The sequence below is a fragment of the Steroidobacter agaridevorans genome, assembly GCF_009932555.1.
In the GTDB taxonomy this organism is placed as follows: Bacteria; Pseudomonadota; Gammaproteobacteria; order Steroidobacterales; family Steroidobacteraceae; genus Steroidobacter; species Steroidobacter agaridevorans.
Window position 1 is genome coordinate 81,073 of record NZ_BLJO01000004.1, and the last position, 23,336, is coordinate 104,408.

Below are 23,336 nucleotides of genomic sequence, written 5' to 3' on the forward strand. Positions count from 1 at the left end.
GATCGACTTTCTTGCGCCCGCGCAGGGCGGCGATGAGCTGACGGCCATTGCGGTCGAGCGTTGGCGATCCAAGCGCAACGGTGTATATGAAGTAACGGTCGCCAATCAGCGTGGCGACACGATCGCGTTGTTCCGCGGCCGCTCGCATCAAGTTCGCGAGCCGTAGCTCCGCAGCACACTCTCGAATGCAACCCTGCAGGAGGAGAGCATGTCGCCAGACAAAGAAACCTACGAGGCCATCGAGCGCACCAGCGTCGATGAGCTCAAGGCGCTGCAACGGAGTCGGTTGCAGTGGTCGCTCAAGCACGCTTACAACAACGTGCCGCATTACAAGAAGGCCTTCGACGCCGTCGGCGCGCATCCGAACGATTTGCGCGAGCTCGAGGATCTGAGTCGCTTCCCGTTCCTGGTGAAGCAGGACTTTCGCGATCAATATCCCTTCGGACTGCTGGCAGTGCCTCGGGAGCAAGCGGTTCGCTTGCACGCGTCGAGCGGCACGACCGGCAAACCCACCGTCGTCGCGTACACGCGTAGCGACATCGATGTGTGGGCGGAGTTGATGGCGCGATCGATCTTCGCGGGCGGCGGCCGGCCTGGAGATCTCGTGCATATCGCGTATGGCTATGGCTTGTTCACGGGCGGCCTCGGCGCGCACTACGGCGCTGAACGATTGGGCTGCACCGTAGTGCCCATGTCGGGCGGACAAACCGAGAAACAAGTACAGCTGATTCGCGATCTCGAGCCGCGCGTCATCATGGTGACGCCGTCGTACATGCTGGCGATCGCCGAAGAGTTTGCGCGTCAGGGCGTCGATCCGACGTCATGCGCGCTGCGCATTGGAATCTTCGGCGCCGAGCCGTGGACCAATGCCATGCGCACCGAGATCGAGTCCCGCATGGGCATCGATGCGGTCGATATCTATGGCTTGTCGGAAGTGATGGGGCCGGGTGTCGCGATGGAATGCGTCTCCACCAAGGACGGCCCGGTGATCTGGGAAGATCATTTCTATCCCGAGATCATCGATCCGGACACCGGACGCGTGCTGCCCGACGGCGAAGAAGGCGAGCTGGTGCTGACTTCGCTCACCAAGGAAGCGCTGCCGGTGATTCGTTATCGCACGCGCGATCGAACCCGGCTGCTGCCGCCGACGGCGCGCACGATGCGTCGGATGGCTCGCATCTCCGGTCGCACCGACGACATGATGATCATCCGCGGCGTGAACGTGTTTCCCACCCAGATCGAAGAGCTGATCCTGAAACAAGCGCTGCTCGCGCCTCATTATCACTTGGAAATATTTCGCGACGGTCATCTCGACTCGCTGACTGTGAACGTCGAGCTGCAGGCGGGCGTCGAGGATCATCAAGCGCGGCGTGACGGAGTGGCCGGCGAGCTGGTCCAGTCGATCAAGTCATACATCGGCGTCACGACCAGTGTGATCGTGCACCCAGCGAGCTCGCTGGAGCGCTCGATGGGCAAGGCAAAACGGGTCAGTGACCGCCGCCGCCCGTCGTAAACCCCGCTATCCGCGCGCCACGATCCACGAAAAACCTATCGAATCAGTGACCTGCTCTCCCTTCCCCATGTACGTATAGGCGCTGCACGGACACTGCTTGTAGGGTCCCCTGACACCGGTGTCAGGAAGCGCGCGTATTTTGCCACCGGTGTCAATTCTCGCCGTCAGTGCTCGAAGTAGAGCATTCGAAATCATAGGAAACATCCAACGGACAGGAGATAACTATGCTTCGCAAATTGTTGCTAGGGGGATTATTGCTGGCCTCGGCCGCCTCCGCGTGGAGCGCGACCAACCGGCCCGAAGGCTACGTGACCATCTGCAGGACTCCCGAGACCTGCTCGGTGAGCACCAGCACCAACGTGGCGTTCGGCGCTTCCGGTCAGTTTGTTTACAAAGTCTTGAATGGCACGTTCACTTGCACCGTGGCCACGTTCGGCTCAGATCCGATTCCCGAAAAGTCGGTGAAGGAATGTTCGGTGCCGTCGGGCGGAGGCACGACGCCGCCACCGACGGGATCGACCATCAGCCTCAGCGCATCCGCGGGCAACGGCACGGTGTCGTTGAGCTGGTCGTACTCGAGCGGCTCGGGCGCGACGCAGGAAGTTTATCGAGATCTCGACGCCGATCCGAACGGTCGGGTGCGCATTGCCAGCGTCAGCTCCAGCACGCGCAGCTACACCGACACCGGGTTGACCAACGGCACGACCTACTACTACACGATCAAGAACACGGCCAGCGGAGTAGCAACGAACTCCAACGTCGCCTCAGCCACGCCGTCCGGCGGTGGCACGACACCGCCGCCGACCGGATCGATCACGGGCTCTTCGTGCTCGACCAGCGGCGCGCAAACGACCGTGCATGCAACCATTCGTGTGACCAGTGGCACCTATGACGGCGGTTGCCAGCGCTTCAATGCGGGCTCGGAGCTGGGCGACGGCAGCCAGTCGGAAGGCCAGGATCCGGTGTTCCGCGTGGAGAACGGCGCGACCTTGCGTAACGTGGTCATCGGCACCAACGGCGCCGACGGTATACACACGTACAACGGCGCGAACCTCGATAATATCTACTGGATGAACGTCGGCGAGGATGCGATGACCATCAAGTCCTCGGGCACGACCACGGTGAGCAATATCGAAGGCTACGATGCCGACGACAAGTTCTTCCAGGTTAATGCCGCGTCGACGCTGAACGTGACCAATTGCATCATTCATCGAGCCGGCAAGGCGCTGCGCCAGAACGGCGGCACGACGTTCCGGGTCAACGTCAGCTTCAATCGCTGCGACATCAACTCGATGGGGGAGGGCGTGTTCCGCACCGACAGTTCGGTCAGCACGGCGAGCCTGACCAACAGCCGGCTGCACGATGCGGGCACGATCTGCATCGGGCCATGGGCGAGCTGCTCGCAATCGGGGAACAGCAGCTATTGATTGAAATGCAGGGATAGGACCGATGGCCGGGAGCGATTGCTCCCGGCCATCGCCGCCAGCGAACAGGGATGGAAGATGATCAGACTCATGGATCGACGGGTGGTATCGAGCGTGGTCATGGTGGCCGCGCTCGCGACTGCGGTTACGGTCATCGTGAAAAACCACGAGGCGCGAGAGCTCGCGGCTTCGGTCGAGCCGACGAACTTATCAACTGCAGAGAATCGAACGCGTCCGCTGGTTTCGCCATTGGTGCCGGAGCAGCAGCGCTCGCTCGCGGCAACGGAAGATCCGCCCGACGCCGCGTTTCTTGCGCAGGTCGAGCACAAGTATCGGTTCCTGATTGCCGATGTCGAAGAAGCGCATGTCGATGAGTTGCGGCGTCGGCTGCTGGAGCGCGAGTCGCAGATGGACATCGGTTCACGCAGCCGCATCGATGCGGGCATCGGCAAGCTCTTGCCGGCGGAAAGCTTCGCCTATTACCAGACGTTGAAGGATTCCGATCTCGAACAGCATCACCTGGCTGAATACACCGGCGGCATCAGCAATGTCGCGCCGCTGGACGAGCGACAGGAACGGATCGTGCTGGAGGCGAAACTGCGCCAGAAGCAACGCTATGCCGCGGTCATGCGGGATGTCGGGCTGGATCGAGAGAGTTTGTCGAAAGAGGAGCGTGCTTACGCCCACGCGGGAACGGCGGAAGCGCTCAAGCAATACATGAATGATTTCCTGGCGGAGGTGGCGCCGGCGCTCACGCAGGAGCAATACACGCAGCTCAAGAACTACGAAACGACCGAGTTCGCCCGCGAGCTGAGCCGATTGCAGCAACGGATCAATGCGAAGTAGCAGATGTCCGCGACAGTCGTGCTACGCGCTCGCCCACCAGGACGAGATCGCCGCTGCGTGAATTGAAGACGGCGCTGCGAAAGTGACGGCGAGTGTGGCTGGGAATGCGTTCCCAGGTTTTGCCGGCGTCAGCCGAGCGCAGGATCGTTCCTTGTTGACCGACGATGACCAAAGCTCCGGTGTCCGGCTCGAGCAAGCCCTTGCGCAGCTCCGCTTCGGTGCCGCTGTCGATGGCTTGCCAGGATTCGCCGTTGTCGGTGGAGCGGACGATGCTGCCATATTCGCCGAATGCCACGAGCGCATTGCTCTTCGGGTCGTGAAACATGCGCCGGAGCGAACGCTCGGTGCCCGACGCAACGCGACGCCATTTCAGTCCGGCATCGGTCGAACGCAGCAGCGTGCCTTTGCCTCCCAGCAAGAACATCGTGTTCGATCGTTCGGCCGTGTGGCTGCCAAACAAATCTTCGTCCGTGCCGGTGTCGACGAGTTGCCATTGGCGCCCGCCATCGGTGCTGCGTGCAGCGACGCCACGTTGACCTGCGATCAGCAGGGTGGATGTGTTTGCCGCCACTGTTCCTTGCCAAAGCTCACGATCGGTTTCGAGCTTCGATCGCTGCCAGGTCCGGCCGGTATCCCGCGACGAATAGATCGAGCCACGCGCTTCGACGACGGCCAGTGACTGCCGGCGCGGGTCGCTAAGAATCCAGGGAAACGCTTCTTCCTTCTCCAGCGGCGTCCAATGCGCGATTTGCCATCGGGTTCCGCCATCCTCGGAGCGAACGATGGTTCCTGGCGCGCCGGCCGCGACCAACGCTTTGTTGGAGGGATCGATCACCAGCGAGCGCAGGTTCGGTGGCGTGTTCATGTTGGGATAAGCGACCTCGATACTTTCCCAGGTTTGTCCGCTGTCCTTGGAGCGCAAGATGCTGCCAAGCTCGCCGCTCGCGACCATTGCATCGCTCTCGGGCAGAGCGACGATCTCCCGCAAGTTCAAACTCAGCTCGGGCGACACGCGTCGCCAGCTCTTGCCGGAATCGGCCGAGGTCACGATGTAGCCGCCGTCGCCGTAGCCGACGAAATGTCCTGCGCCGATCTGCGCCAGCGATTCCATGCTGGTGTTGGACCCGGTCGCGATCTTTTGCCACTGCAGGCCGCCGTCGGTGGATCGAGCCGCGAGTCCATGATGGCCGACCGCTATCAACGACTGGCTGGGCGCGTCGTAGCGAAGAGCGCTGACAAAGCGCTTCTGCCCGTCGATCAGCAGCTCGATCTTTTCCCAGGAGTCCTCGCCCCGCCCGCGACGAAACAAATCACCCGTATGGCTCGCGAGCAGTAAGGCGTGGAACTTCGGGTCGCGCGCGGCATCCGTGAAATATGCATTGCCGCCCATGCTCATCAGCCGCCAGGTCTCGCCGCGGTCGGTCGAGATCAAGAAGCGACCCAGCGCACTCGTCGCAATCAACTCGCTTTCCAGCGCGTGGATTGCAGTGACGGGAGTGACGGGGTCTTGCATCTTCACGCGGGTCAGATGCCAACTGACGCCGGCATCCGTGGATCGTCCGATCAAGCCGGCTTCGCCGCCGATCAGAATGGCGCCGCTGCTGGGTTCGACGAACAATGTTTCCAATGTGAGATTGAGCTGGTTCGATAGCGGCAACCACGTTTTGCCGCCATCCACGGAGCGAAGAATCGTTCCGCGTGTCCCGGCCGCTATCCAGGCGCCGCTGAGCGCATGATGAACCACCGCCCGCAGATCGAAATCGGCGGCCCCGAGAGAGAGGGCCTGCCATCGGCGCCCGGCATCTTCCGAGCGAAGCAGCGTGCCGCGTTCCCCCACGGCGATCAGAACCTTTCCTGATGCATCGGAAGCGACACGTGTGAGATCCGCATCCGCGGAGGTGTCTGCGTAGTGCCAGCGGCTCGTGTCTGTCGAATACAGGATGGTGCCGTCCGTGCCCCAGAGCAGTAGCGTGCGCGAATTTGGTTCGTACAACGAGCCCGTCAGCTTGGGATTGATGATGCGCGCTGAATAAGTGATGGGGGCGGCGCGATCATCCGCCGAGGCGGACACTGTGCCGCAGCCAATGGCGATGAATAGCAGCGTGCGGGCGCAGGCGAGCAGTTCCTTCGATCTCATGCGGATCCCTCCGATCCGCATGCTGCCCATCCTGGGCGGGAGTCGCAAGTAAGATCAATTCGTGCGCTGGAATTTCAAGCGTACGCGGAGTCGGTCGCTAGTAGCCCCATCGCTACGCGGTTCGTATTTCCACTGTTCGACAGCGGCGAGCGCCGCTTTGTTGAATAGCCGACCACGACTGCTGTCCTCGACTCGGGGCGCGATTACATCGCCCGACGCAGTGACCTGCAGGCTCACATCGACCCAGCCCTCGATTCCGCGCATCGACGCTTCTTGCGGATACTCAGGCTGAACGACCTTGATGAGCTTAGGCTCCACCGCCGCCGGAGCGATGGGAGGAGTTGCCGCAGGCGCAGCGGCGCTTTCTTCGACCACGTTTGCTCCAGTGTCCGGAGCTGGCTCCACAATGGGTGATGTCGCTGGCTGATTGGCTGCCAGGGCGGTCGCGAGAGCCGCTACGTCGGCGACTTTCTGCAGCGGCGCTGACTCAACTTTTGCCGGCCTTGCGCTCGGAGCTGGGGCGGGACGTGAAGCAGGCGTTTCTCGAGTCTTCGTGACGGCCGGCTCGTCGAGCGGTTCAGGAGTCGCGGTCGCGGCGGCAAGGAGCGTTCGCAATTCCGCTCGCCACTGCAAATCCAATACGGTCAGACTTTCATGATCGGGCCGCACCCGCCGCGCCTTCTCCAGCGCAACCCCTGCTTCGGCGATTCGCTTCTGAGACAGCAGCAGGCGGGCGTTGGTCAAATGACGATCCGCGATGGCGTCGATGCCGGCGATCGCGTCGGTGTTGGCTGGGTCGAGCGCGAGCACCGTGCTGAAGTAGTGAAAGGCACTGCGCTCCGGCGGGTCGGTGTAGCGGCCGTCGGCCATTGCCGTACGGGCATCATTGAGATTGCGAGCGATGACATCTCGAGGATCGATGTCCGGCATGCGCTGAGCCATCACCCACCACACCGCGAAGCCCACCGAGAACAGGGCGATAGCGAATGCGATCCAGGGAGTGCGGCCTCGCTGCTCGCGGCTGACTTCTGGATTGGCAACGGGCGGTGTCGGCGCTGGCGCCAATGCAGGGGCGAGCGGCACTTCGATCCTGGTCGGAGCGACGGCATCCGGCGCATCCACCGATGCTGCATCTGGTTCGAGTTGTTGGCGCCGCCTGCGTTGGGCGGTTTGATAGAACGGCGCGGTGATTTCGTTTCGTCCGGACGCCAGTTCCAGTTGTACGCGCGCAGTATCGGTGGCCATGCGCATGCTCCCCATGGTGGGAATCCTGCTGCGACACAGCGCAAGCGGATTCGCTCTGCAGGCCACGCTAATCCAACCCAAATACGATGTCAGTGGTCGGAAGTCCTAATGTACGGGACATCCGTGGTGATGGCGGCGAGTGTTGGTTTTCTCGACGTCAGCAAAAGCCGCTCTATGTTCTGGCTGCTGCCGCCGCTTGCAGCTGGGGAAAGAACTCGGCGAAGTCGGCGTCGAAGCCGGCGCGGTGAGCAATCAAATCGACGACGCCTTTCTCCAGGGCGAACTCGCGGTTCCAGCGCGATGAAAGATACGCCGACAAGCGGCGCAGCGAGCGCTCCACACCTTCGATGCGTCGATACGAACCGAGCAGATCGTGACGAATGATTCGATCGAGCGTCACGCGCGCCGACGCCGGCAGCTCGAGCTTGCTCGACTCGATGTCGGCATAGAACTTCGCGGTGAACGCATCGAGCACGATGGGCGAGTAGCGATCCCAGCGGGTTGCGAGCAGATGGTCGTAGAAAACATCCACGAGCACGCCGCTGAAGCGACGGAACTCGGGACTCACGCGCGAGCGACTGCGCTTCACCAGCGGATGCGAGTCGGTGAATGCATCGATTTGTTTATGTTTCTGCGCGCCGCGCTGGAAGCCCGCGCTCATGCGGCGCAACTCTTCTCCTCTGACGATGTCGGCCAGCAGATTACCGAGGCGAAATTCGACGTCCGGCTCGGACAGGAACACGTGGGCGAGCCAATTCAAGAGAAAAATCCTTGCTGTCAATTTCGGCAATTTAGCTTAGTGACGTCCACGCGTCGAGGCGGATGTCGCCCACGTCAGACACTGTAATCCGCGACAATTCTGCATCCGCGTATCGGCGCTTCCCGAATAACGCTGCAGATTCCACCGTGAGCTGAACGTCGCGGGCCGGCATCTGCGCTCCATCGCAGTGCATGCGATGTCAAACCAAAGGGATGCTCCCATGAGATTGATGAAGTTGGGTTCGGTCGCGATCTTGATCAGTGCGTCCTTGCTGACCGCCTGCAGCGATAACGGCGACGACAACCGCCGTCGGCCGGCAATCTCCGCGCCGGATTCGCCGCTGCTTCCGGCAACCGTGGGAACTGCCTTCAGCGCGACATTCATTTCTGCTGGCGACACCGTGATGTGGAGTGTCGCCTCGGGCACATTGCCGCCCGGCCTGACGCTGAACGCCACGACCGGCATGTACACGGGCACACCGACTGTGGCCGGCTCTTATTCATTTACGATCTCCGCCACCAACAACTTCGGCATGGATAGCCGCGCGTATGCGCAGGTGGTCGCCGCGCCGCCGTTGGATAGCAATGCGCTGCTGTCGAACGGCTCGCTGGTGGCCTTCCCCTCCGTTCTTGCCTCGGGGTTCGATACGCCGGTCACCATTGCGGGCGTGATCGACGGCGACACGCTGGTCAGTATCGATCGACGGCCACAGAACGGCTTCTTGTACGGCCTGGGGTACAACGCGGTCGCCGGCTCGGTCCGGCTTTACAACATTTCTTCGCAGACCGCGACGGCGACACCCATCGGAGTAGTCGGCCAGTTCGTCATGGCTGACGGCACGACGCCGGTGCGCATCGGTGTGGATGCGACCACGGTGTTCGGCATGGACTTCAATCCGACCGTCGATCGCGTGCGTGTCGTGAACAGCGCCGGTCAGAACTTCCGCATGAATCCCAACAACGGCGCGCTCGTGGATTTCGACCCGACGCCTGCCTCGCCGGGCGTGCAGATGGACGGCGGCATCAACGGACCGACGATGGCGCTGCAGGAGACGGCGTACACGAACAGCTCTCCGAACGTCACCGCCACGACGCAGTACACGATCGATCAGACGATCGATGCGGTCTGTATCCAGAATCCGCCCAACAACGGCACGCAGACAATGTGCATGCCGCTGTCGGTGCCGGTGGAAACGGTGCAGGGCTTCGATATCCCGTCGTCGGTCACGGTGGCCGCGTCGAACGCGGTGGCCACAGGGCTGGGCACGGCAGTCGTGCGCGCTTCGGGCCGTGCTCAGGATGAGTTGGTGAACATCAATCTCGCGACGGGCGGTGTGACGACGCTCGGTCCGGTCAATCCGGCCGGCATCATTGGCGTCGCGCTGCAGTCGCCGGCGATGACTCCGCCGCTGTTCGCGCTCTCCGCCGATGGCACTCAGCTGTTTCGTCTTCTGAGCACGGCATTGAGCACGCCGGCGATGGTGAGCATCGCGGGTGTCACTGCCGGAGAAACCTTGGTCGGCATCGACTTCCGCCCGCAAACCGGCCAGCTGTTCTCGTTCGGCGTGAATGCGGACACCGACACCGGCACCATCTACATCATCGATCCGCAAAACGGGATGGCAATGCCCGTTGGCTCGACCGGCATGGTTTCGTTCGTGACCACCGCGGGCGCGGTCGTCGACTTCCCGCCGGTCAGCGCGGGCTACGGCTTCGACTTCAATCCCACGGTCGATCGCATTCGCGTCACCACTGGCACCGGCTTGAACTTCCGGCTCAATCAAAACACCGGTGGACCGGTCGACAACAACGCGAACGACGCCGACGGCAACAATCCCGACGGCTCGATCAACGGTCAGCCGGCGGGCTCCACGGGTGTGACCGCGGCCGCTTATACGAACAGCTTCGGTCAACCGCTCATGGGCGGCGTGACCACGCAGTACGTGATCGATGCGGCCAGCAATACGCTGTTTATCCAGAACCCACCGAACAACGGCACGCTGACGGCGCCGCAGACCATCACGTTGAATGGCGCCACGCTGGACTTCACCGAAGCGAATGGCTTCGATATACCCGCGAACGTAAGAGTGACGGCTTCAGCAACCCCGGCGACGGGCTCGGGCTTTGCGGCACTGACGGTAGGCACGACGACGCGCCTGTATTCTATCGATCTGAGCAATGGCCGCGCGACGGATCTGGGTCCGCTGCCCGCCGGTGTGAGTGGCCTGACCGTGGGTCAGATCGGCGTCAAATAAAGTTATAACTTCCAACAGCGACGGCGGTGATTGCACCGCCGTCGCATCGCTCGTTAGTTGCCCGAGCTGTCGGTGGACGATTTGTCCTTGCCGTCCCAACCGCGCTTGCCGAAGCCGCGGCCAGGGCCCCGGCCATGCTCGCGCAGCGCATCGAACTTCTTCAGCTGGGTCTCGTTCAGCACTGAGCTCAGCTTGGTGTGCAGCTCCTGCTTGGACTGCTCGCGCTTGGCTTTCATTTCGTCGCGCGATGGGCGGGTGCCCGAGGCGCGAGCGGCGTCGAAATCGGCGCGCATTTGTTCGTGCTGTTCCTTCAGGATCTTCTCGACTTCGGTCTTCTGATACGCATCCAGGTCGAGCAGCAGCGCCAGGCGGTCCATGTCCGGACCCGGCGCCACCTTCGCGGGCGGGGGGGTGGTGGCCGTCGTGGTGTCGGCGGCAAAGGCCACGCCGCTGGCAAGCCAGGCAAGCGCAAGCAGGGTGACTTTGGTTTTCATCACAATCTCTCCGTTGGGGTGAAGGTGTGTTCGGCGGCGAAGAACCTGAGAACACGCTTGCAGAATAGGCACTCGCCGGCGCCAGTGCGGTAATCAATTGTTACCAACTGCATCTCCAGAAATCCCTGCGAATTCAGGTGCTTATAACTTCTCTTGGCAGCGTCAGCCGAGCCTCCAGCCCGCCGTTCTGACGATTGTGGAGAGAGAGTGAACCTCCATGGGCCTGCGCGATGTCTCGCGCAATGCTCAGGCCCAGGCCGGTGCCGCCCGTGTCGCGGTTGCGGGAGTGTTCGAGGCGAAAGAACGGTTCGAACACTTTCTCCAGCATGTCTTCGGGAATGCCGGGGCCTTCGTCCAGGATGCGCACGATCAACTGGGAGCCGTCCTCGATCTGGATCGTGGCTCTGACTCCATGGCGGATCGCATTCTGAACCAGGTTGCCGAGACAGCGTTTCAACGCGAGCGGTTTGGCGACGTAAGGAGCGCGAGCCGAGCCGACGATACTGACTTCACCGCCGAGCTCCGCGTGTTGTCGTTGCAGCTCGAGTGCGAGCGCGTCGATGTCGACGGGCACAGCCGCTTCATCGTCGTTCAGGCCGCGGAATACGCCGAGCGCGCCACGAATCATGCTCGACATCTCATCCAGGTCTTCGACCAGGCGTTGACGCAGTTGATCGTCGTCGATCGACTCGACGCGCAAGCGCAGTCGAGTCAGCGGCGTACGCAGATCGTGCGACATCGCCGCCAGCACTTGAGTGCGGCTGTCGAGATAGCGTCGCAAACGTTCCTGCATGGAGTTGAACGCCCGCGTTGCGCGCCGGATTTCTCGCGCACCCGTTTCTTTCAATGGCGTGCCGCTCGCGCCGCGGCCCACCGCGTCGGCGGCTCGGGCGAGATCGCCGAGGGGACGCGTGATCGTACGGGTCATGGCATAGAGAACGACGCCCAAGGCGATCGCGAGAAACCCCAGCTCCAAAAAAATCTGCCTTGGCAGGCGCGGCCCCGAGCGGGGCGCAAACGTGCGGAAGATGGCTTTGTCGCCATCGGGGAAGGTCACTGTGACATCGAACACGCGATCACGCCGGATGATGCCCGGCGGCGGCGGACCATCGGGCGGCGGCAAATCCCGACGCAAGGCATGCAAAGGAATGACTTCGGAGCGGCGTGCCCGCGGCGGTCCCGTTGAAACCTTGTACTCCGAGCCGAGATGACGTTGCAGATGAGCGGCGAACGCGCGCTCCAGTGCAGCCCGTTCTTCGTCTTGAATGCGGGGCGGCGGCGGACGAACGTCGTCCGGTGTGAGACGTTGTTCGCGCAGTTTCATGCGTGCGTCGTCGCGTTCTTCGCGCGACAGCCCCGCCAGATACTGGCTCGTTTCGGCAATGGTATTCGCCGAGCTGCCGGCGCCGCTGTCGAGCAAAGCCAGCTCGCGACGCTCGCGCACGATCAGCAGAATGAACACCAGCAGCATGGCGCCGATCACGCCTACCGTGGCGACGAACAGGCGCCCGAACAGTGTGTCCGGCAGCAACCGGCGCGCCATTATTCCTGCTCGACGGGCACGCCCATCACATAGCCTTCGCCATAAATCGTCTTGATGATTTTCGGAGAGCGCGCGTCGTCGCGCAGAACCTGGCGCAACCGGCTGATGCGAACATCGACGCTGCGGTCGAAGGGATCGATGTCGCGGCCGCGCAGCAGCTCCATCAATTGCGAGCGCGACAACACTCTCGTCGGATGCGACAGCAGGATGGAGAGCAGCCGAAACTCGGCGCCGCTCAGCGCATGTTGAGAGCCATCGGCATGGGTGAGCGAGCGTGCGGTGACATCGAGCTGCCAATCGCCGAAGCGATACGCGTTCACGGCGGTCTGTGCGGGATCGCGAGGCATGTGTACGGTCCGCCGCAGGATCGCTTTGATTCTTCCCACGAGCTCGCGCGGGCTGAACGGCTTCGACAGATAGTCGTCGGCGCCGACTTCCAACCCGACGACGCGATCGATCTCTTCGCCCAGCGCAGTCAGCATGAGGATCGGAATCTGCGAATGAGCGCGCAGCTCGCGTGTGAGCTTCAGGCCGTCCTCGCCGGGGAGCATCAGGTCGAGCACGATCAAGTCGACATGCGACTGTTCGAGCGCGCGGCGCATGGCCTTGCCATCGGCGACCGCGGTGGTGCGGTAACCGTTCTTCTGCAGGTAATCGCCCAGCAGCGTACGAATTTCGCGATCGTCATCGACGATCAGGATGTGGCGAGAGTCGGTCATGGAATCACGTCAGGGGCCCGTTCGCATCATGACCAATGACGGCGGAACGCGCCCGCCGACATTGTAACTAACTGTTGCCCCCATGCGAGCCGCAACAGTAAGTAACGATTCCTAGGCGTGGCCGACGTTACGCAGCTCGTCGTCGATCGGATCCGGCCGCTCGGCGTCGACCGTCTCGCCATCGTAGGGCATCACACGATCGCGGCCGGCAGCTTTGGCTCGATACAGGGCAGCGTCCGCGTGCGCGAGCAGCTGACGCAGCTCATAGCCGGACTCTTCGGTCGACGTGACGCCGAAGCTGCCGGACACCGAGCAACGCACCCCGTCGTATTGGGGCTCGATGGCGCTCAGCGCGACTCGCAGGCGCTCGGCGCGTTGCTTCGCGTCCTCCAGACCGCAGCCCGGCAGCACGATGCCGAATTCTTCGCCGCCGACGCGTCCGAAAATATCACTGACCCGCAGATGGCCCTGGCAGGCGATGACAGCCTGGCGCAGCACGTGATCGCCCGCGGCGTGGCCGAAGCGATCGTTGATGGCTTTGAAATGATCCAGGTCGCACAGAACCACGCTGGCCTGCTGTTGCGACTTGCGCGCCGCTTCGAGCACGGTTTCGGCAAGTTGAATGAAACGCGGACGGTTGGCGATGCCGGTCAGGCTGTCCTCTTGCGACAGTTTCATGAAGTGCAGCTGCGAGCGCTTGGTGCGATAGGCCCACAGCGCGATGAATACCAGGACCAGCAGCAACAGCGCGATATACAAGCGGCTGGTCTCGGCAGCCTTGCCGTCCAGCTCGCGCTGCAGCTGCAACAGTTTGTTTTCCTGGTTGAGCGCTTCCAGCTGCGACTTGGTGGTCAGGGTGTTCGATTTGACGCGCTCGTAAGCCAGCTGGCGTGCGGTGACGTCATCGAGATAAGCCTTGTCGGCGGCGGCGGATTTCTTCAAGTAGCCGATGGCGCTGCCGATGTCGCCTTGTTTCTCGGACTCTTCGAAGAGCACGCGATAGGCGCCGACCAACGGCTGGGTAAATTGATCCTTGACGCTGTGCTCGACGGCTCGCAACGCCATGCGCTGTGCGTTCACTCCGGCGCCGCGCTGCTGATATGCCTGAGCCAGCAACGATTCCCACTCCGAGACGCCGCGCGGATAGCGCGTTTGCTCCATCTCACCATAGTGCCGCTCGAGCAGGCTGATCGCCTCATCGATGCGATGCTCACGCAACAACAAGCGGGCATGGGTCATGCGGATGCCGTTCGCGGCCAGCGATTCACCCTGTTGCAGGCAGGCGTCGATGGCGGCGGGGATGGCGGGAGCGTCAGCCTTGATCCGCTTGGTCTTGCATAGGGTGTCGAGGCGGATCTGCTCGCCTCGGCACACGCCGCGGCCACGAGCGTTCTCTTTGACGACCTGCTCGGCGTAGTGAATGCCGAGGTCGTATTCGCCGACCAGGACGTAAAGATCGGCCGCGACGGACATGCCCTGCAGTCGGGCGTCCTTATCGGTGACCTCGGGCAGCTTGTTCAACAGTTTGTTGAGTTGCAGGAACGCGCCTTCGTATCGCGTCGCCAATACCTGGACGTTCGTGGCGGTCACGCTGGCGCGGAATTGGAGCGTCGGGTCGCTGGCCTGATCGGCGAGCGACTCCAGCATGGGAATCGCGGCGGCGTACTCACCCGTGTACACCAGACGCCAGGCGTGTAGATATTGGAGATGCTCGCGTTGCTGGCCCGACAGAGCATCGGGCTGGGCCTGCAGTTGATCGATCAGTCGGGCGAATTCGGCGGGGTCGACGCTCTTGACGGCGTCAGCCCGCTGTAACATGTCGGCGAAGTCCTCGCGGTCCGCCGCCGGCAGCGGTCCGCCGGCGAACAGGCACAAGCAAGCTACTCCGCCCAGCAGCCGGTGCCGGACGGAATGCTTGCTGACATTGGTTTGCTCAGCCGGCGCGGGCGACACGGCGCTCGCCACCGTCTTCGGGCTGCTGCTCTTCGGGCTCTTCGTCTTGCGGAGCGTGGACCATGCAGCAGACGTTTTTGCTGGCGCCGATCAACTCCTCGAGCTGACCAGGCTGCTGCTGCACGATGGCGGCCTGCACGGCCGGCGCGACGCCCGCCTGCGCCAGCTCCCGGGCCAGTTGCTCGCCGGTCAGCGCTTGCAGCCGCGAGCTGCGACCTATTCTTTCCAACAGATCCACGACATTCGACACGATGCGCTCCTCCTCTCCCCAAAATTGTTGTTGAACGACGGGCTGCCTCGTGCAGCTTGGGTTGTGACAAGCCTAGGACAATCGCGACCGACCGGCTCTCGAACGCTCCACAGAAAAGTCAAACGGCGCCGGCTTCGGGCCACGCTCCCGACTTAACAGAATGAATTATGCCTGTTTCGAAGGCGAAGGGATGAGTCGGGATTCGTCGGGCGTGCCTAGCGCACGTTCCGGAAGGCGGGCGGGGGCGACCACGAGTCACGACGAACCGACCAGGCATTTCCTTGCCCATCCTCTTGCCCATTCCTTTGACAAGCTCCGTCCGCCGCAGCTTCGCTGCCACGGCGTGCGAAGCCTAAACCAAGCACAGTCCGATGCACAGCTACATGGTCGATCGCGAACTGCACCCACAGCTCATCGACTGGCAGATGTGTGAACACATGGTGGACGAGCCCGCCGAAACCTTCCTTGCAATAACCCTGGGCGCGCGCCGACTGGATGAACATGATCCCGCCCTGAACGCTGCGGTTCACGGTGTCGAAATCCTGCAGACTGCAGATGCCGACATCGGTTTGCGACGACTTCTCGATCACGGTCAGAAACAGCCGCTCGATGGGCTCACGCTGCATGCCGGCGAGCGCGATTCGAAAACTTCTGGCGGCACGCTCGGGGGCGAGGGGCGCACCGATAAAGCGCATGGTCTCGGCGTCCGTATACAGATGTTCATAGAGTGCCGCGTCAGCCGCGGCCATGGGACGCATGCGCAGCCTGTCCGTCTCGACTGGAAACACGTGCACGGAGTTCAGCCTTGGGTCGCCAGCTCGCGGTCGAGCGCCGACAGGCGCTCTCGGATGTGATGATCGGGTTGCAGCGGTTGTGCCGGCGGAATCACCAGCGTGAAGTGCATATCCGCCTCGGCCGTGGGCAGTTCCGCCAGCGGCACGCGGATGATCTTCGGGCGGAAGGTGGGCAGCGTCGCGGCCCGATACAAGATCACTTCATGATCGAGCGGATAGTCGCGGCTCAAGACATCGACCAGCACCTGCCGGTAAGCGGCGCCGGTGGCAAAGCGCGTGAACGACTGGTCGCCCGACAGGCCCACCTGCCACAGGATCAGGTAGGCGGCCGTGTCCAGGCGCCGCTGGTTGAACATGAACTGGCTGGCTTCGTAATGCTGGCAGCCATATTTGCCGGGATCGAAGCCCAGATCGGCATACATGCAATCCGCCGCCGATACGCCCGGCTCCATATGCGCTGCATAACCTTCGCTGCGCGCGGTCTCGATGGCTTTGTGAGTGGGCCAGGCGAATACGCCGGGATGGCCGTAGAAGGCGGCACAGACGCGTTTGCCCGCGCGCACCTCGGTCAGCATCGTCTCTACCATTTCACGGTAGGTCTGCATGCGTGACTTACCTTCGCGATACAACGACTGCAGGCTGCGCACGTCGCGGTTCATTCGGGCAACCCACATTTCGATGATGCCATCCGACAGCCCGGTGAACACGACATCGGCGTTCTGGATGTGATCGCGCGCCAACGGCGTGAGGTGCGCTCCCAGGGTCATCCCGATCCCGACGCACACCAAACTTCCCGCTGGTTTCATGGTTGGCTCGCTTGCTCGTTTTCTGTTCTGTCTTAGCGGGCGTCGGGCTGGACTTCCGGTCGTGCCGCGTCGAACGCTGGCAATGTTTCCAGATGCGTGCTGACGGCGACCAGCGTCGGGAACGGCGTGAGATCGCAGTCGAAGCGGCGCGCGTTGTACATCTGCGGCGCCAGGCACACATCGGCCAGCGACAGGCTGTCGCCGAAGCAATAGCGGCGCGCGCTGGAATGTTTCGCGACTTGCTGCTCCAGGCCCCGGAAACCCTCGCTGACCCAGTGCCGGTACCAGGCGTTCACGCCATCGTCGTTCTGGCCGAGCCGGCGCACATGGTTCAGCACCCGCAGATTGTTCAAGGGATGAATGTCACAGGCAATCGCGAGCGCCATCGATCGAACCTGCGCGCGCGCCAGCGGGTCGGCGGGCAACAGCGGCGGCTGCGGATGCACTTCGTCCAGATATTCAACGATGGCGAGGGACTGTGTGATCACGGTGTCATCGACCGCGAGCGCCGGGATCAGCCCTTCCGGGTTGAGCGCGAGATAGTCGGCGGCGCGATGTTCGTTCTTGAGCAGGGCTTTGGAGACGTACTCGTATTCCAGCCCCTTGAGGTTCAGAGCAATGCGCACCCGGAACGCCGCCGAGCTGCGGAAATAGTTGTACAGCTTCATACCAGCGTCACTCGCAGCGCTTCCAGCCCGTCGACACCGCCTTCCAGCACATCCTTCGATTTGATCGCCGCGACACCCGCGGGCGTGCCGGTATAGATGAGATCGCCGGGCGCCAGCTCGAACAGCGTGGACAGCTCGGCAATGATTTCCGGCACGCTCCAGATCATGTCGGCGAGTGCGCCTTGCTGGCGCAACGCGCCGTTGACCTTGAGCCAGATCTTGCTGTCGTCGAGCCGGGCCGCCGCGGCAGGCGTGATGGCGCTGATCGGCGCCGAGCGATCGAACCCTTTGGCGGTGTCCCAGGGCCGGCCTTTGTCCTTGGCCTCCGCCTGCAGATCCCGACGCGTCAGGTCGATGCCGACGGCGTAGCCGAATACGTGCGAGAGCGCTTCGGAGATGCCGATGTTCGCGCCGCCCGTGCCGATGGCGACCACCAGCTCGATCTCGTGATGCAAGTCGGAGGTGCGCGACGGAAACGGCAGCTGCGTGCCGTTGGCGACGATGGCGTCGGCGGGCTTGGTGAAAAAGAACGGTGCTTCGCGCTCGGGATCTTTGCCCATCTCACGCGCGTGCGCCGCGTAATTGCGGCCGACGCAATAAATTCGATGGACGGGAAAGCGCTCGGTGCGCCCGACGATGGCGACGGCGGCGGGCGCCGGCGGCGGGAAAACGAAGGACATAGGCCTGGCCGAAAAGTTTCGGGCCGCTAGGATACTCCGACGATCATTTGCTCCACCACCCAGCGCTTGAGCAGTCCCGCCGCCTGCACCGGCACGGCATCGGCGTCATGCCAGGCGCACAGCGTGTCACAGAGCATTTCGAACGAGCCGCCGCCGCGCATGACTTCCAATGCCGCGACTTCATCCGCTCCGAGCGAGCGGTACTGAGTTTTCAGTCCCTCGCGCCAGATCAGCCAGGACTGCGCTTCATCGAGTTCGACGCACTCGGGCGGCGAGTCATCCGCCGACAGCGCCTTGAATATCACCGGCGCATTGGTGCGCATCGCCAGGATCTGCACCGTCGGATGAAACTGAAACGTCAGAGTGGGCCATTGCTCGGGCGCGATCGCGGCCAAGGCATCGATGCCGACCGGTTCGGCATCGGCGCCGTCGAAGGCGGCCGCGACCGACCATTCCCATGTCGCCAGTTCGGCGAGCCAGGGTTGGTCCGGGAACGACTGGCGCAGGAGTTGCGGCATCCGATCGCCGAACCAGCGAATCGATGGATAGCTCGACGGGCACAGCTCGATATATTCGCGGGCTACCTCTGCGAACTGTTCTTTGCCCAACAACGCTTGCAGACGAGGCAGCGTGCTGGCGAGCGCTTCGGTCAAACGCAGCCGATAGGCTTCCGAATAAATCGCCAGCCGCAGGCTCGCAGGGACCTCTGGCGAGCCTTCGACCGCAGTAACGATGCGCTCGTGGCCATGCATGACGAGACGTTGAAAGTCCCGCTGCAACTCGGCCAGCTCGGCCGTGTCGAGTTGGGCGCTCATGCGGCGGACTTCGCTCGTTGCGCGGACGTAGTGATATCGCGCGCTCGGTCCAGTTCGGCGAGCAGCTCATCCAGCTCGGGAATATTGTCGTCGCGCTCGATCATGGTCGAGAGCGCCCCGAAGCGTTCGACCGCTGCGTGAAACAGTTGCCACACCGCTTCGCAGACCGGTTCGTCATGCGTGTCGATGAGGTAGTTGCCCATGTTCCGATGGCCGGCGAGATGGAACTGTTGAACCCGCTCCACCGGGATGCCGCGCAGATAGGCCAGCGGATCGAAACCATGATTCACGCTGCTGACGTACACGTTGTTCACGTCGAGCAGCAGGTGACAGTCGGCGCGCTCGGCGATTTCGCGCAGGAATTCCCATTCGGTCATGTCGCAACGGCTGAAACTCACATAGCTCGATACGTTTTCCAGCACCAGCCGGCGGCCGAGCCGCTCCTGAACGGCGGCGATGCGCGACACGACATGTCTCAACGCGGTTTCGGTAAACGGCATCGGCATCAGGTCGTGCAGGTTCACGCCGTCGACGCCGGTCCAGCACAAATGATCGGAGACCCACGCCGGCTCGACACGGTCAGCGAGCGCTTTGACCTCGCGCAGATACGTTTCATTCAATGGGTCGGTGCTGCCGATGGACAGCGACACTCCATGCAGCACGATCGGATAGTCGGCGCGCAGCCGTTCCAGGTAATGCAGCGGCTTGCCGCCAGGGAGCAGGTAGTTCTCGGTCAGCGCTTCCAGCCAGCTGACGCTGCCGCGGCGCTCGCCGAGCAGGGCGTCGTAATGAGTCGGGCGGACGCCGAGCCCGAAGCCTAATGAGGGGTGAGGGGACGATGTGGGCACTGAACACTCGTGGACTGATCAGGAAACGGCGCGGTCGCTGACGGAAGACCGCGCCGCCCTGACCCTATCAGACCGGGCCTCGAGCTGAATTATTTCTTCAGCTTGGCCTTGGCGGCGTCGCACTCAGCCTTGCTCAGCATCAGGAAGCCCTGACCTTTGCAGGCGTTCTTGCCGGCGCAGGCATTGGCCGCCGTGCCGCAGGCGCTGGTGCCTTTGCACGCGTTCACGCCTTCGCATTTCACCTTGGCTTCATCGGCCGCATTGGCAGCGGTCAACGGCGCGCTGCTGAACATCACCGCGGCCGCAGTGGCCAGAGCGAGGGTAGAAAGTTTCTTGCCGTGGGTCATCGATGCCATTCCTCATGGAAAGTGCGCTTCGAAGGCGAAGCGCAGGTTTATACGCAGCCTGGCATCAATCGGATTCACATAAAAAGGGGGCGGGTGATCGCTCACTCGCCCCCTTTGCTTCCGCTCTGCGGATTGCTGCTAGCCGCCCTTGCGGATCTCCAGCGCATCCTTGACGCTCTTGACGCCGTCGGTGTCGCGGGCCAGTTGCAGTGCCCGGGTGCGAGCCTGATCGGTCTCCACGAAGCCGCTCAGCTGCACCGCGCCCTTGAAGGTCTCGACGTTGATCTGATGCGCCTTGGTCACCGGATCCTCGATCAGCTTGGCCTTCACCTTGGCGGTGACCACGCCGTCGTCGATCGCCTGGCCGGTCGATTGCTGCGTCGGGGTCGACGAGCAGGCGACCACGGTCGAGGCCATGATTGCGGCCAACAACAATGCCGCCGTGTTTTCCCGTGCCATATCCCTCGCTCCTGAACTACTGAAGTTCTGGTTGGTGAACTCTACTCATTAACCCGCGCCGTCGCGACGGGCTTCAGCAGCGCGCTTGGCATTTTCCAGGTCTGCATCGGCGCGGGCCTTGCAGTCTTCCTGGGCATTGTCTTGCAGCGCTTCGCACTTCTCGATGGCGATCTTGTGCGTGGCTTCGGCGCGGGCTACCGCGACTTTGAAGTCACCCTGTGCCGCCGTCTCGCTCGCGTCGCGGGCCTGATCGGCCACATCGTCCGCGTCGTTGTCAGCCTGTGCATCGGCCACATCCTTCTGAGCATCGGCCATCGACTCGCGCGCGTCGGACTGCGCGTCTGTCACGTCCCTTTGCGCTTCGGCTTGTGCGTTCGTCACGTCGTGCTGAACTTCCGAAGGAGACTCGGCCTTGTTGCAGCCCACCAGCGCCAGGCCGGCGGCAGCGAGAATCAGATAAATATTGCCCTTCGTCATTGCAGTACCCTCGTCTGTGACCTGTACGGTCTGTTGACTAAGTAACCACTCGCTTGCCGGACCGAATCCTCCTGCGGAACGGCCGGTTCCTATCGGTGTGCAACCCGCCAGGAAGCGTGTGGAATTCGCGTCGATAACGTGCCGATCTAATGCAAGGTTCCTCGTACAACTTGCACGCCGGCAGCGCCGGACATTTCTACACGTGCATGCTTCGCTGGCGGCAATGTGAGCAAGGGCAGGGAGAATGTCCGTCGGCCACGACTGACGAAGGAACCAAAAAATGTACACAGTCGTTGCTGAGCACAGCCATGGGCGAAGCTCCTCACAGCATGCGTTCAGCGAATGCAGCCTCGAACACACCGTCAGCAACCGCTGGCGGCGTGCCGCTGCACGTGCGCATCGTGATCGTGATTTCGATCGCGCTGCTGGTGGTCAATGCCACGTTGCTGATCATCAACGTCGGCGCGACCATCGACTCGCATGCGCAATACGCGCGCTCTTATGAGATCAAGCGTTCGCTCAGCACGTTCCAGTCGGTGATCACGGCGGCCGAATCCGGCCAGCGCGGTTATTTGCTCACCGGTCAGACCGGATATCTCGAGCCGTATTACGTGGCGATGCGCAGCTGGCGCAGCGAGCTGGAGCGGCTGCGCACCCTGACCGCCGACAATGCGGCCCGGCAAAAAGATATTGCCGACCTGGAGAGCTTCACCGCCGCCGCCATCAGTCGCTTGAAGGCGACGATCAGCCGCAGCCCGCAGCCTGGACCGAACGGCACCGCCGATGTGGCCGGCACCGAGCAGGCGACGGCGACGATGGATCGGGTGCGAGGCATCGTCGATCGCATGATGGCCGAGGAGGATGCGCGCATCGAAGCGCAGCGTCGCGAGGTCTTGCGAGACTTGCTCGTGGCCGGCGGATTGGCATTGCTCACGACCGTCGTGACCGTTGCCGTGCTGATCGGCCTGAACAAGCTGTTGCGCAAATATGTGCGCGATCGGGAAACGGCCGAAAACGCCATGCTCCAGGCCAATCAGGCGCTGAACGAGCAGGTCGAGCAGCGCACCGCCGAGCTGACCGAGCTCTCTCAGCACCTGATCCGCGTCTCCGAGGAGGAGAAGGCCAGGCTCGCGCGCGAGCTGCATGACACGCTGGGCAGCAATCTCACCGCAATCAACATGGACTTGAACTGGATTCAACGCCGCCTGCCCGAAGGCGCGCGCGAGGTGAAGGAACGGCTGCAACGGGCGCTGAAGATGCTGGGCGAAACGGTCGAGCTCAAGCACGAGGTGATCGAAGGGCTGCGGCCCAGTCACCTGGACAATCTCGGGCTGGCGTTCGCCATGCGCTCGCATTGTCGCGAGTTCACGCGTCGCACCGGCTTGCCTTGCGAGCTGGACGTGCAGGAGGACTTCGACGATCTGGATCCGGCCTGGTCGATCGCGTTCTACCGGATCGCGCAGGAGTCGTTGACCAACATCGCCAAGCACGCGCAGGCAAGCAAGGTGCGCATCGTCCTGGCACGCGAAGACGGCGGCGTCCGGCTGCGGATCATCGATGACGGCGTCGGCGTTGCCGAGGAGGCACTGAGCAAACCGAAGTCGCATGGCGTCGTCGGCATGCGCGAGCGAATGCGCCAGATGGGCGGCCGCTTCCAGATCCGGAAACCGGAGGAAGGCACCGGCACCATCGTCGAAGCCTTCATTCCGGCCACCAATACGGCGGCCCTGTCGGCCTGAGCAAGCGGTTTTGCGCCAAAGCGGTGCTATTTAGGGTGCGGGGTCAATACGTAGGAAACGTCTGACGGTACGAACTTCACTTTGTGGGGAACTTTTCCTCGCCCTGACGCCGTTGTGATCCATCGGGCCACTAAGTGTAAAGCTGACCGTCAGGAGCGAGCGCATGGAGAATCACGTCGAGAGAGCAACCCACAACGATCATCGGGCCTATTCGGACGATGGCCAGGATTCGGGCGAGGAATCGACGGTGGGCGGCGAGCGCAACCTAGCGCCGGCGCCCGTGGCATTACGCATTCCGGTCGGCACCAATCTGGCCGACGTGGAGCGCTGGATGATCTTCGCGACGCTGCAGAAGTGCGGGGGAAACAAGACCCGCGCGGCGGCGTTGCTGGGGGTGAGTCTGAAGACTCTCTACAACCGCCTCAACGCATACCGTGCGCAGGGGCTGGCCATGGACTATGGCCTCAACGACGGTGAGACCGTGGCCATCACCACCCTGCAGGGGGGCGACCTCCGTGAAGCAATGACCGAGGTACCACAGCGATGTTGAATCCAACCGAATTAG

24 protein-coding genes are annotated in these 23,336 nt (G+C 62.7%); 7 read left to right on the top strand and 17 right to left on the bottom strand.

What is annotated here, in order from left to right:
- The 4 genes from GYH35_RS35465 to GYH35_RS15035 form a co-directional block, all read left to right on the top strand.
- The coding region (locus GYH35_RS35465) for a hotdog domain-containing protein (protein ID WP_407700215.1) at window positions 1-166 on the top strand (166 nt) is incomplete at its 5' end.
- Between the two features lie 42 nt (window positions 167-208).
- Entirely contained in the window at window positions 209-1,513 is a 1,305-nt protein-coding gene (paaK, locus tag GYH35_RS15025) for a phenylacetate--CoA ligase PaaK (RefSeq protein WP_161828888.1), read from the top strand.
- 224 nt (window positions 1,514-1,737) lie between these two features.
- Complete coding sequence (locus GYH35_RS15030) at window positions 1,738-2,940, top strand: pectate lyase (RefSeq protein WP_161810730.1); 1,203 nt, start codon at window positions 1,738-1,740, stop codon at window positions 2,938-2,940.
- A gap of 75 nt (window positions 2,941-3,015) precedes the next feature.
- Window positions 3,016-3,783 (top strand): hypothetical protein, encoded by a 768-nt coding sequence (locus GYH35_RS15035; protein ID WP_161828889.1) that lies wholly within the window; start codon window positions 3,016-3,018, stop codon window positions 3,781-3,783.
- Here GYH35_RS15035 and GYH35_RS15040 read toward each other — a convergent pair.
- The 3 genes from GYH35_RS15040 to GYH35_RS15050 form a co-directional block, all read right to left on the bottom strand.
- Entirely contained in the window at window positions 3,770-5,920 is a 2,151-nt protein-coding gene (locus GYH35_RS15040) for a YCF48-related protein (protein ID WP_161828890.1), read from the bottom strand. The two genes, GYH35_RS15035 and GYH35_RS15040, sit on opposite strands and share 14 nt — an antisense overlap.
- Before the next feature lie 54 nt (window positions 5,921-5,974).
- Entirely contained in the window at window positions 5,975-7,165 is a 1,191-nt protein-coding gene (locus GYH35_RS15045) for an energy transducer TonB (protein ID WP_161828891.1), read from the bottom strand.
- A gap of 172 nt (window positions 7,166-7,337) precedes the next feature.
- Window positions 7,338-7,925, bottom strand: coding sequence for an acyl carrier protein phosphodiesterase (locus GYH35_RS15050; protein ID WP_161828892.1), 588 nt, complete (start codon window positions 7,923-7,925; stop codon window positions 7,338-7,340).
- 220 nt (window positions 7,926-8,145) lie between these two features.
- Here GYH35_RS15050 and GYH35_RS15055 point away from each other — a divergent pair, with 220 nt between their 5' ends.
- A complete protein-coding gene (locus GYH35_RS15055) occupies window positions 8,146-10,179 on the top strand; it encodes a DUF4394 domain-containing protein (protein WP_161828893.1) in 2,034 nt (677 codons plus the stop codon).
- 53 nt (window positions 10,180-10,232) lie between these two features.
- Here GYH35_RS15055 and GYH35_RS15060 read toward each other — a convergent pair whose 3' ends face one another.
- The 14 genes from GYH35_RS15060 to GYH35_RS15125 form a co-directional block, all read right to left on the bottom strand.
- On the bottom strand, window positions 10,233-10,673 hold the full coding sequence (locus GYH35_RS15060) for a hypothetical protein (protein WP_161810736.1): 441 nt from the start codon (window positions 10,671-10,673) through the stop codon (window positions 10,233-10,235).
- 133 nt (window positions 10,674-10,806) lie between these two features.
- Window positions 10,807-12,216 (bottom strand): ATP-binding protein, encoded by a 1,410-nt coding sequence (locus tag GYH35_RS15065; RefSeq protein WP_161828894.1) that lies wholly within the window; start codon window positions 12,214-12,216, stop codon window positions 10,807-10,809.
- Window positions 12,216-12,935, bottom strand: coding sequence for a response regulator (locus GYH35_RS15070; protein ID WP_161810738.1), 720 nt, complete (start codon window positions 12,933-12,935; stop codon window positions 12,216-12,218). Before GYH35_RS15070 ends, GYH35_RS15065 begins: the two co-directional genes overlap by 1 nt.
- Before the next feature lie 111 nt (window positions 12,936-13,046).
- Entirely contained in the window at window positions 13,047-14,810 is a 1,764-nt protein-coding gene (locus GYH35_RS15075; RefSeq protein ID WP_161828895.1) for a sensor domain-containing diguanylate cyclase, read from the bottom strand.
- A 58-nt stretch (window positions 14,811-14,868) separates the two neighbouring features.
- Window positions 14,869-15,138 carry a hypothetical protein gene (locus GYH35_RS15080; protein ID WP_161828896.1) on the bottom strand — a complete coding sequence of 90 codons (270 nt, stop codon included), beginning with the start codon at window positions 15,136-15,138 and terminating at the stop codon, window positions 14,869-14,871.
- Window positions 15,139-15,353: 215 nt separating this feature from the next.
- Complete coding sequence (locus GYH35_RS15085) at window positions 15,354-15,896, bottom strand: GNAT family N-acetyltransferase (RefSeq protein WP_268894947.1); 543 nt, start codon at window positions 15,894-15,896, stop codon at window positions 15,354-15,356.
- A gap of 41 nt (window positions 15,897-15,937) precedes the next feature.
- On the bottom strand, window positions 15,938-16,738 hold the full coding sequence (locus tag GYH35_RS15090; RefSeq protein WP_161828898.1) for an SAM-dependent methyltransferase: 801 nt from the start codon (window positions 16,736-16,738) through the stop codon (window positions 15,938-15,940).
- Between the two features lie 32 nt (window positions 16,739-16,770).
- Window positions 16,771-17,406 carry a maleylacetoacetate isomerase gene (gene maiA, locus GYH35_RS15095; protein WP_161810743.1) on the bottom strand — a complete coding sequence of 212 codons (636 nt, stop codon included), beginning with the start codon at window positions 17,404-17,406 and terminating at the stop codon, window positions 16,771-16,773.
- On the bottom strand, window positions 17,403-18,086 hold the full coding sequence (locus tag GYH35_RS15100) for a fumarylacetoacetate hydrolase family protein (RefSeq protein WP_161828899.1): 684 nt from the start codon (window positions 18,084-18,086) through the stop codon (window positions 17,403-17,405). The genes maiA and GYH35_RS15100 overlap by 4 nt, the downstream gene beginning before the upstream one ends.
- A gap of 26 nt (window positions 18,087-18,112) precedes the next feature.
- Complete coding sequence (locus tag GYH35_RS15105) at window positions 18,113-18,901, bottom strand: HvfC/BufC N-terminal domain-containing protein (RefSeq protein WP_161828900.1); 789 nt, start codon at window positions 18,899-18,901, stop codon at window positions 18,113-18,115.
- The gene (gene bufB, locus GYH35_RS15110) at window positions 18,898-19,749 is read right to left on the bottom strand and encodes an MNIO family bufferin maturase (protein WP_161810746.1); all 852 of its coding nucleotides are present in this window, start codon (window positions 19,747-19,749) and stop codon (window positions 18,898-18,900) included. Before bufB ends, GYH35_RS15105 begins: the two co-directional genes overlap by 4 nt.
- Window positions 19,750-19,838: 89 nt before the next feature.
- Complete coding sequence (bufA2, locus tag GYH35_RS15115) at window positions 19,839-20,096, bottom strand: BufA2 family periplasmic bufferin-type metallophore (protein WP_129641030.1); 258 nt, start codon at window positions 20,094-20,096, stop codon at window positions 19,839-19,841.
- A gap of 138 nt (window positions 20,097-20,234) precedes the next feature.
- Complete coding sequence (locus tag GYH35_RS15120; protein ID WP_161810747.1) at window positions 20,235-20,555, bottom strand: BON domain-containing protein; 321 nt, start codon at window positions 20,553-20,555, stop codon at window positions 20,235-20,237.
- Window positions 20,556-20,603: 48 nt separating this feature from the next.
- Window positions 20,604-21,032 (bottom strand): hypothetical protein, encoded by a 429-nt coding sequence (locus GYH35_RS15125; RefSeq protein ID WP_161810748.1) that lies wholly within the window; start codon window positions 21,030-21,032, stop codon window positions 20,604-20,606.
- A gap of 329 nt (window positions 21,033-21,361) precedes the next feature.
- Between GYH35_RS15125 and GYH35_RS15130 the strand changes: the two genes are divergently transcribed.
- Entirely contained in the window at window positions 21,362-22,771 is a 1,410-nt protein-coding gene (locus tag GYH35_RS15130; RefSeq protein WP_161828901.1) for a CHASE3 domain-containing protein, read from the top strand.
- Window positions 22,772-22,934: 163 nt separating this feature from the next.
- The gene (locus GYH35_RS15135; RefSeq protein WP_161810750.1) at window positions 22,935-23,321 is read left to right on the top strand and encodes a helix-turn-helix domain-containing protein; all 387 of its coding nucleotides are present in this window, start codon (window positions 22,935-22,937) and stop codon (window positions 23,319-23,321) included.
- Window positions 23,322-23,336 lie beyond the last annotated feature (15 nt).

Bases quoted from the DNA above. Each gene is read 5' to 3' on its own strand.
- paaK (WP_161828888.1), top strand. From the start codon at position 209: ATGTCGCCAGACAAAGAAACCTACGAGGCCATCGAGCGCACCAGCGTC.
- GYH35_RS15030 (WP_161810730.1), top strand. From the start codon at position 1,738: ATGCTTCGCAAATTGTTGCTAGGGGGATTATTGCTGGCCTCGGCCGCC.
- GYH35_RS15035 (WP_161828889.1), top strand. From the start codon at position 3,016: ATGATCAGACTCATGGATCGACGGGTGGTATCGAGCGTGGTCATGGTG.
- GYH35_RS15040 (WP_161828890.1), bottom strand. From the start codon at position 5,920: ATGAGATCGAAGGAACTGCTCGCCTGCGCCCGCACGCTGCTATTCATC.
- GYH35_RS15045 (WP_161828891.1), bottom strand. From the start codon at position 7,165: ATGGCCACCGATACTGCGCGCGTACAACTGGAACTGGCGTCCGGACGA.
- GYH35_RS15055 (WP_161828893.1), top strand. From the start codon at position 8,146: ATGAGATTGATGAAGTTGGGTTCGGTCGCGATCTTGATCAGTGCGTCC.
- GYH35_RS15060 (WP_161810736.1), bottom strand. From the start codon at position 10,673: ATGAAAACCAAAGTCACCCTGCTTGCGCTTGCCTGGCTTGCCAGCGGC.
- GYH35_RS15065 (WP_161828894.1), bottom strand. From the start codon at position 12,216: ATGGCGCGCCGGTTGCTGCCGGACACACTGTTCGGGCGCCTGTTCGTC.
- GYH35_RS15070 (WP_161810738.1), bottom strand. From the start codon at position 12,935: ATGACCGACTCTCGCCACATCCTGATCGTCGATGACGATCGCGAAATT.
- GYH35_RS15085 (WP_268894947.1), bottom strand. From the start codon at position 15,896: ATGCGTCCCATGGCCGCGGCTGACGCGGCACTCTATGAACATCTGTAT.
- GYH35_RS15090 (WP_161828898.1), bottom strand. From the start codon at position 16,738: ATGAAACCAGCGGGAAGTTTGGTGTGCGTCGGGATCGGGATGACCCTG.
- maiA (WP_161810743.1), bottom strand. From the start codon at position 17,406: ATGAAGCTGTACAACTATTTCCGCAGCTCGGCGGCGTTCCGGGTGCGC.
- GYH35_RS15100 (WP_161828899.1), bottom strand. From the start codon at position 18,086: ATGTCCTTCGTTTTCCCGCCGCCGGCGCCCGCCGCCGTCGCCATCGTC.
- GYH35_RS15105 (WP_161828900.1), bottom strand. From the start codon at position 18,901: ATGAGCGCCCAACTCGACACGGCCGAGCTGGCCGAGTTGCAGCGGGAC.
- bufA2 (WP_129641030.1), bottom strand. From the start codon at position 20,096: ATGACCCACGGCAAGAAACTTTCTACCCTCGCTCTGGCCACTGCGGCC.
- GYH35_RS15120 (WP_161810747.1), bottom strand. From the start codon at position 20,555: ATGGCACGGGAAAACACGGCGGCATTGTTGTTGGCCGCAATCATGGCC.
- GYH35_RS15125 (WP_161810748.1), bottom strand. From the start codon at position 21,032: ATGACGAAGGGCAATATTTATCTGATTCTCGCTGCCGCCGGCCTGGCG.
- GYH35_RS15130 (WP_161828901.1), top strand. From the start codon at position 21,362: ATGCGTTCAGCGAATGCAGCCTCGAACACACCGTCAGCAACCGCTGGC.
- GYH35_RS15135 (WP_161810750.1), top strand. From the start codon at position 22,935: ATGGAGAATCACGTCGAGAGAGCAACCCACAACGATCATCGGGCCTAT.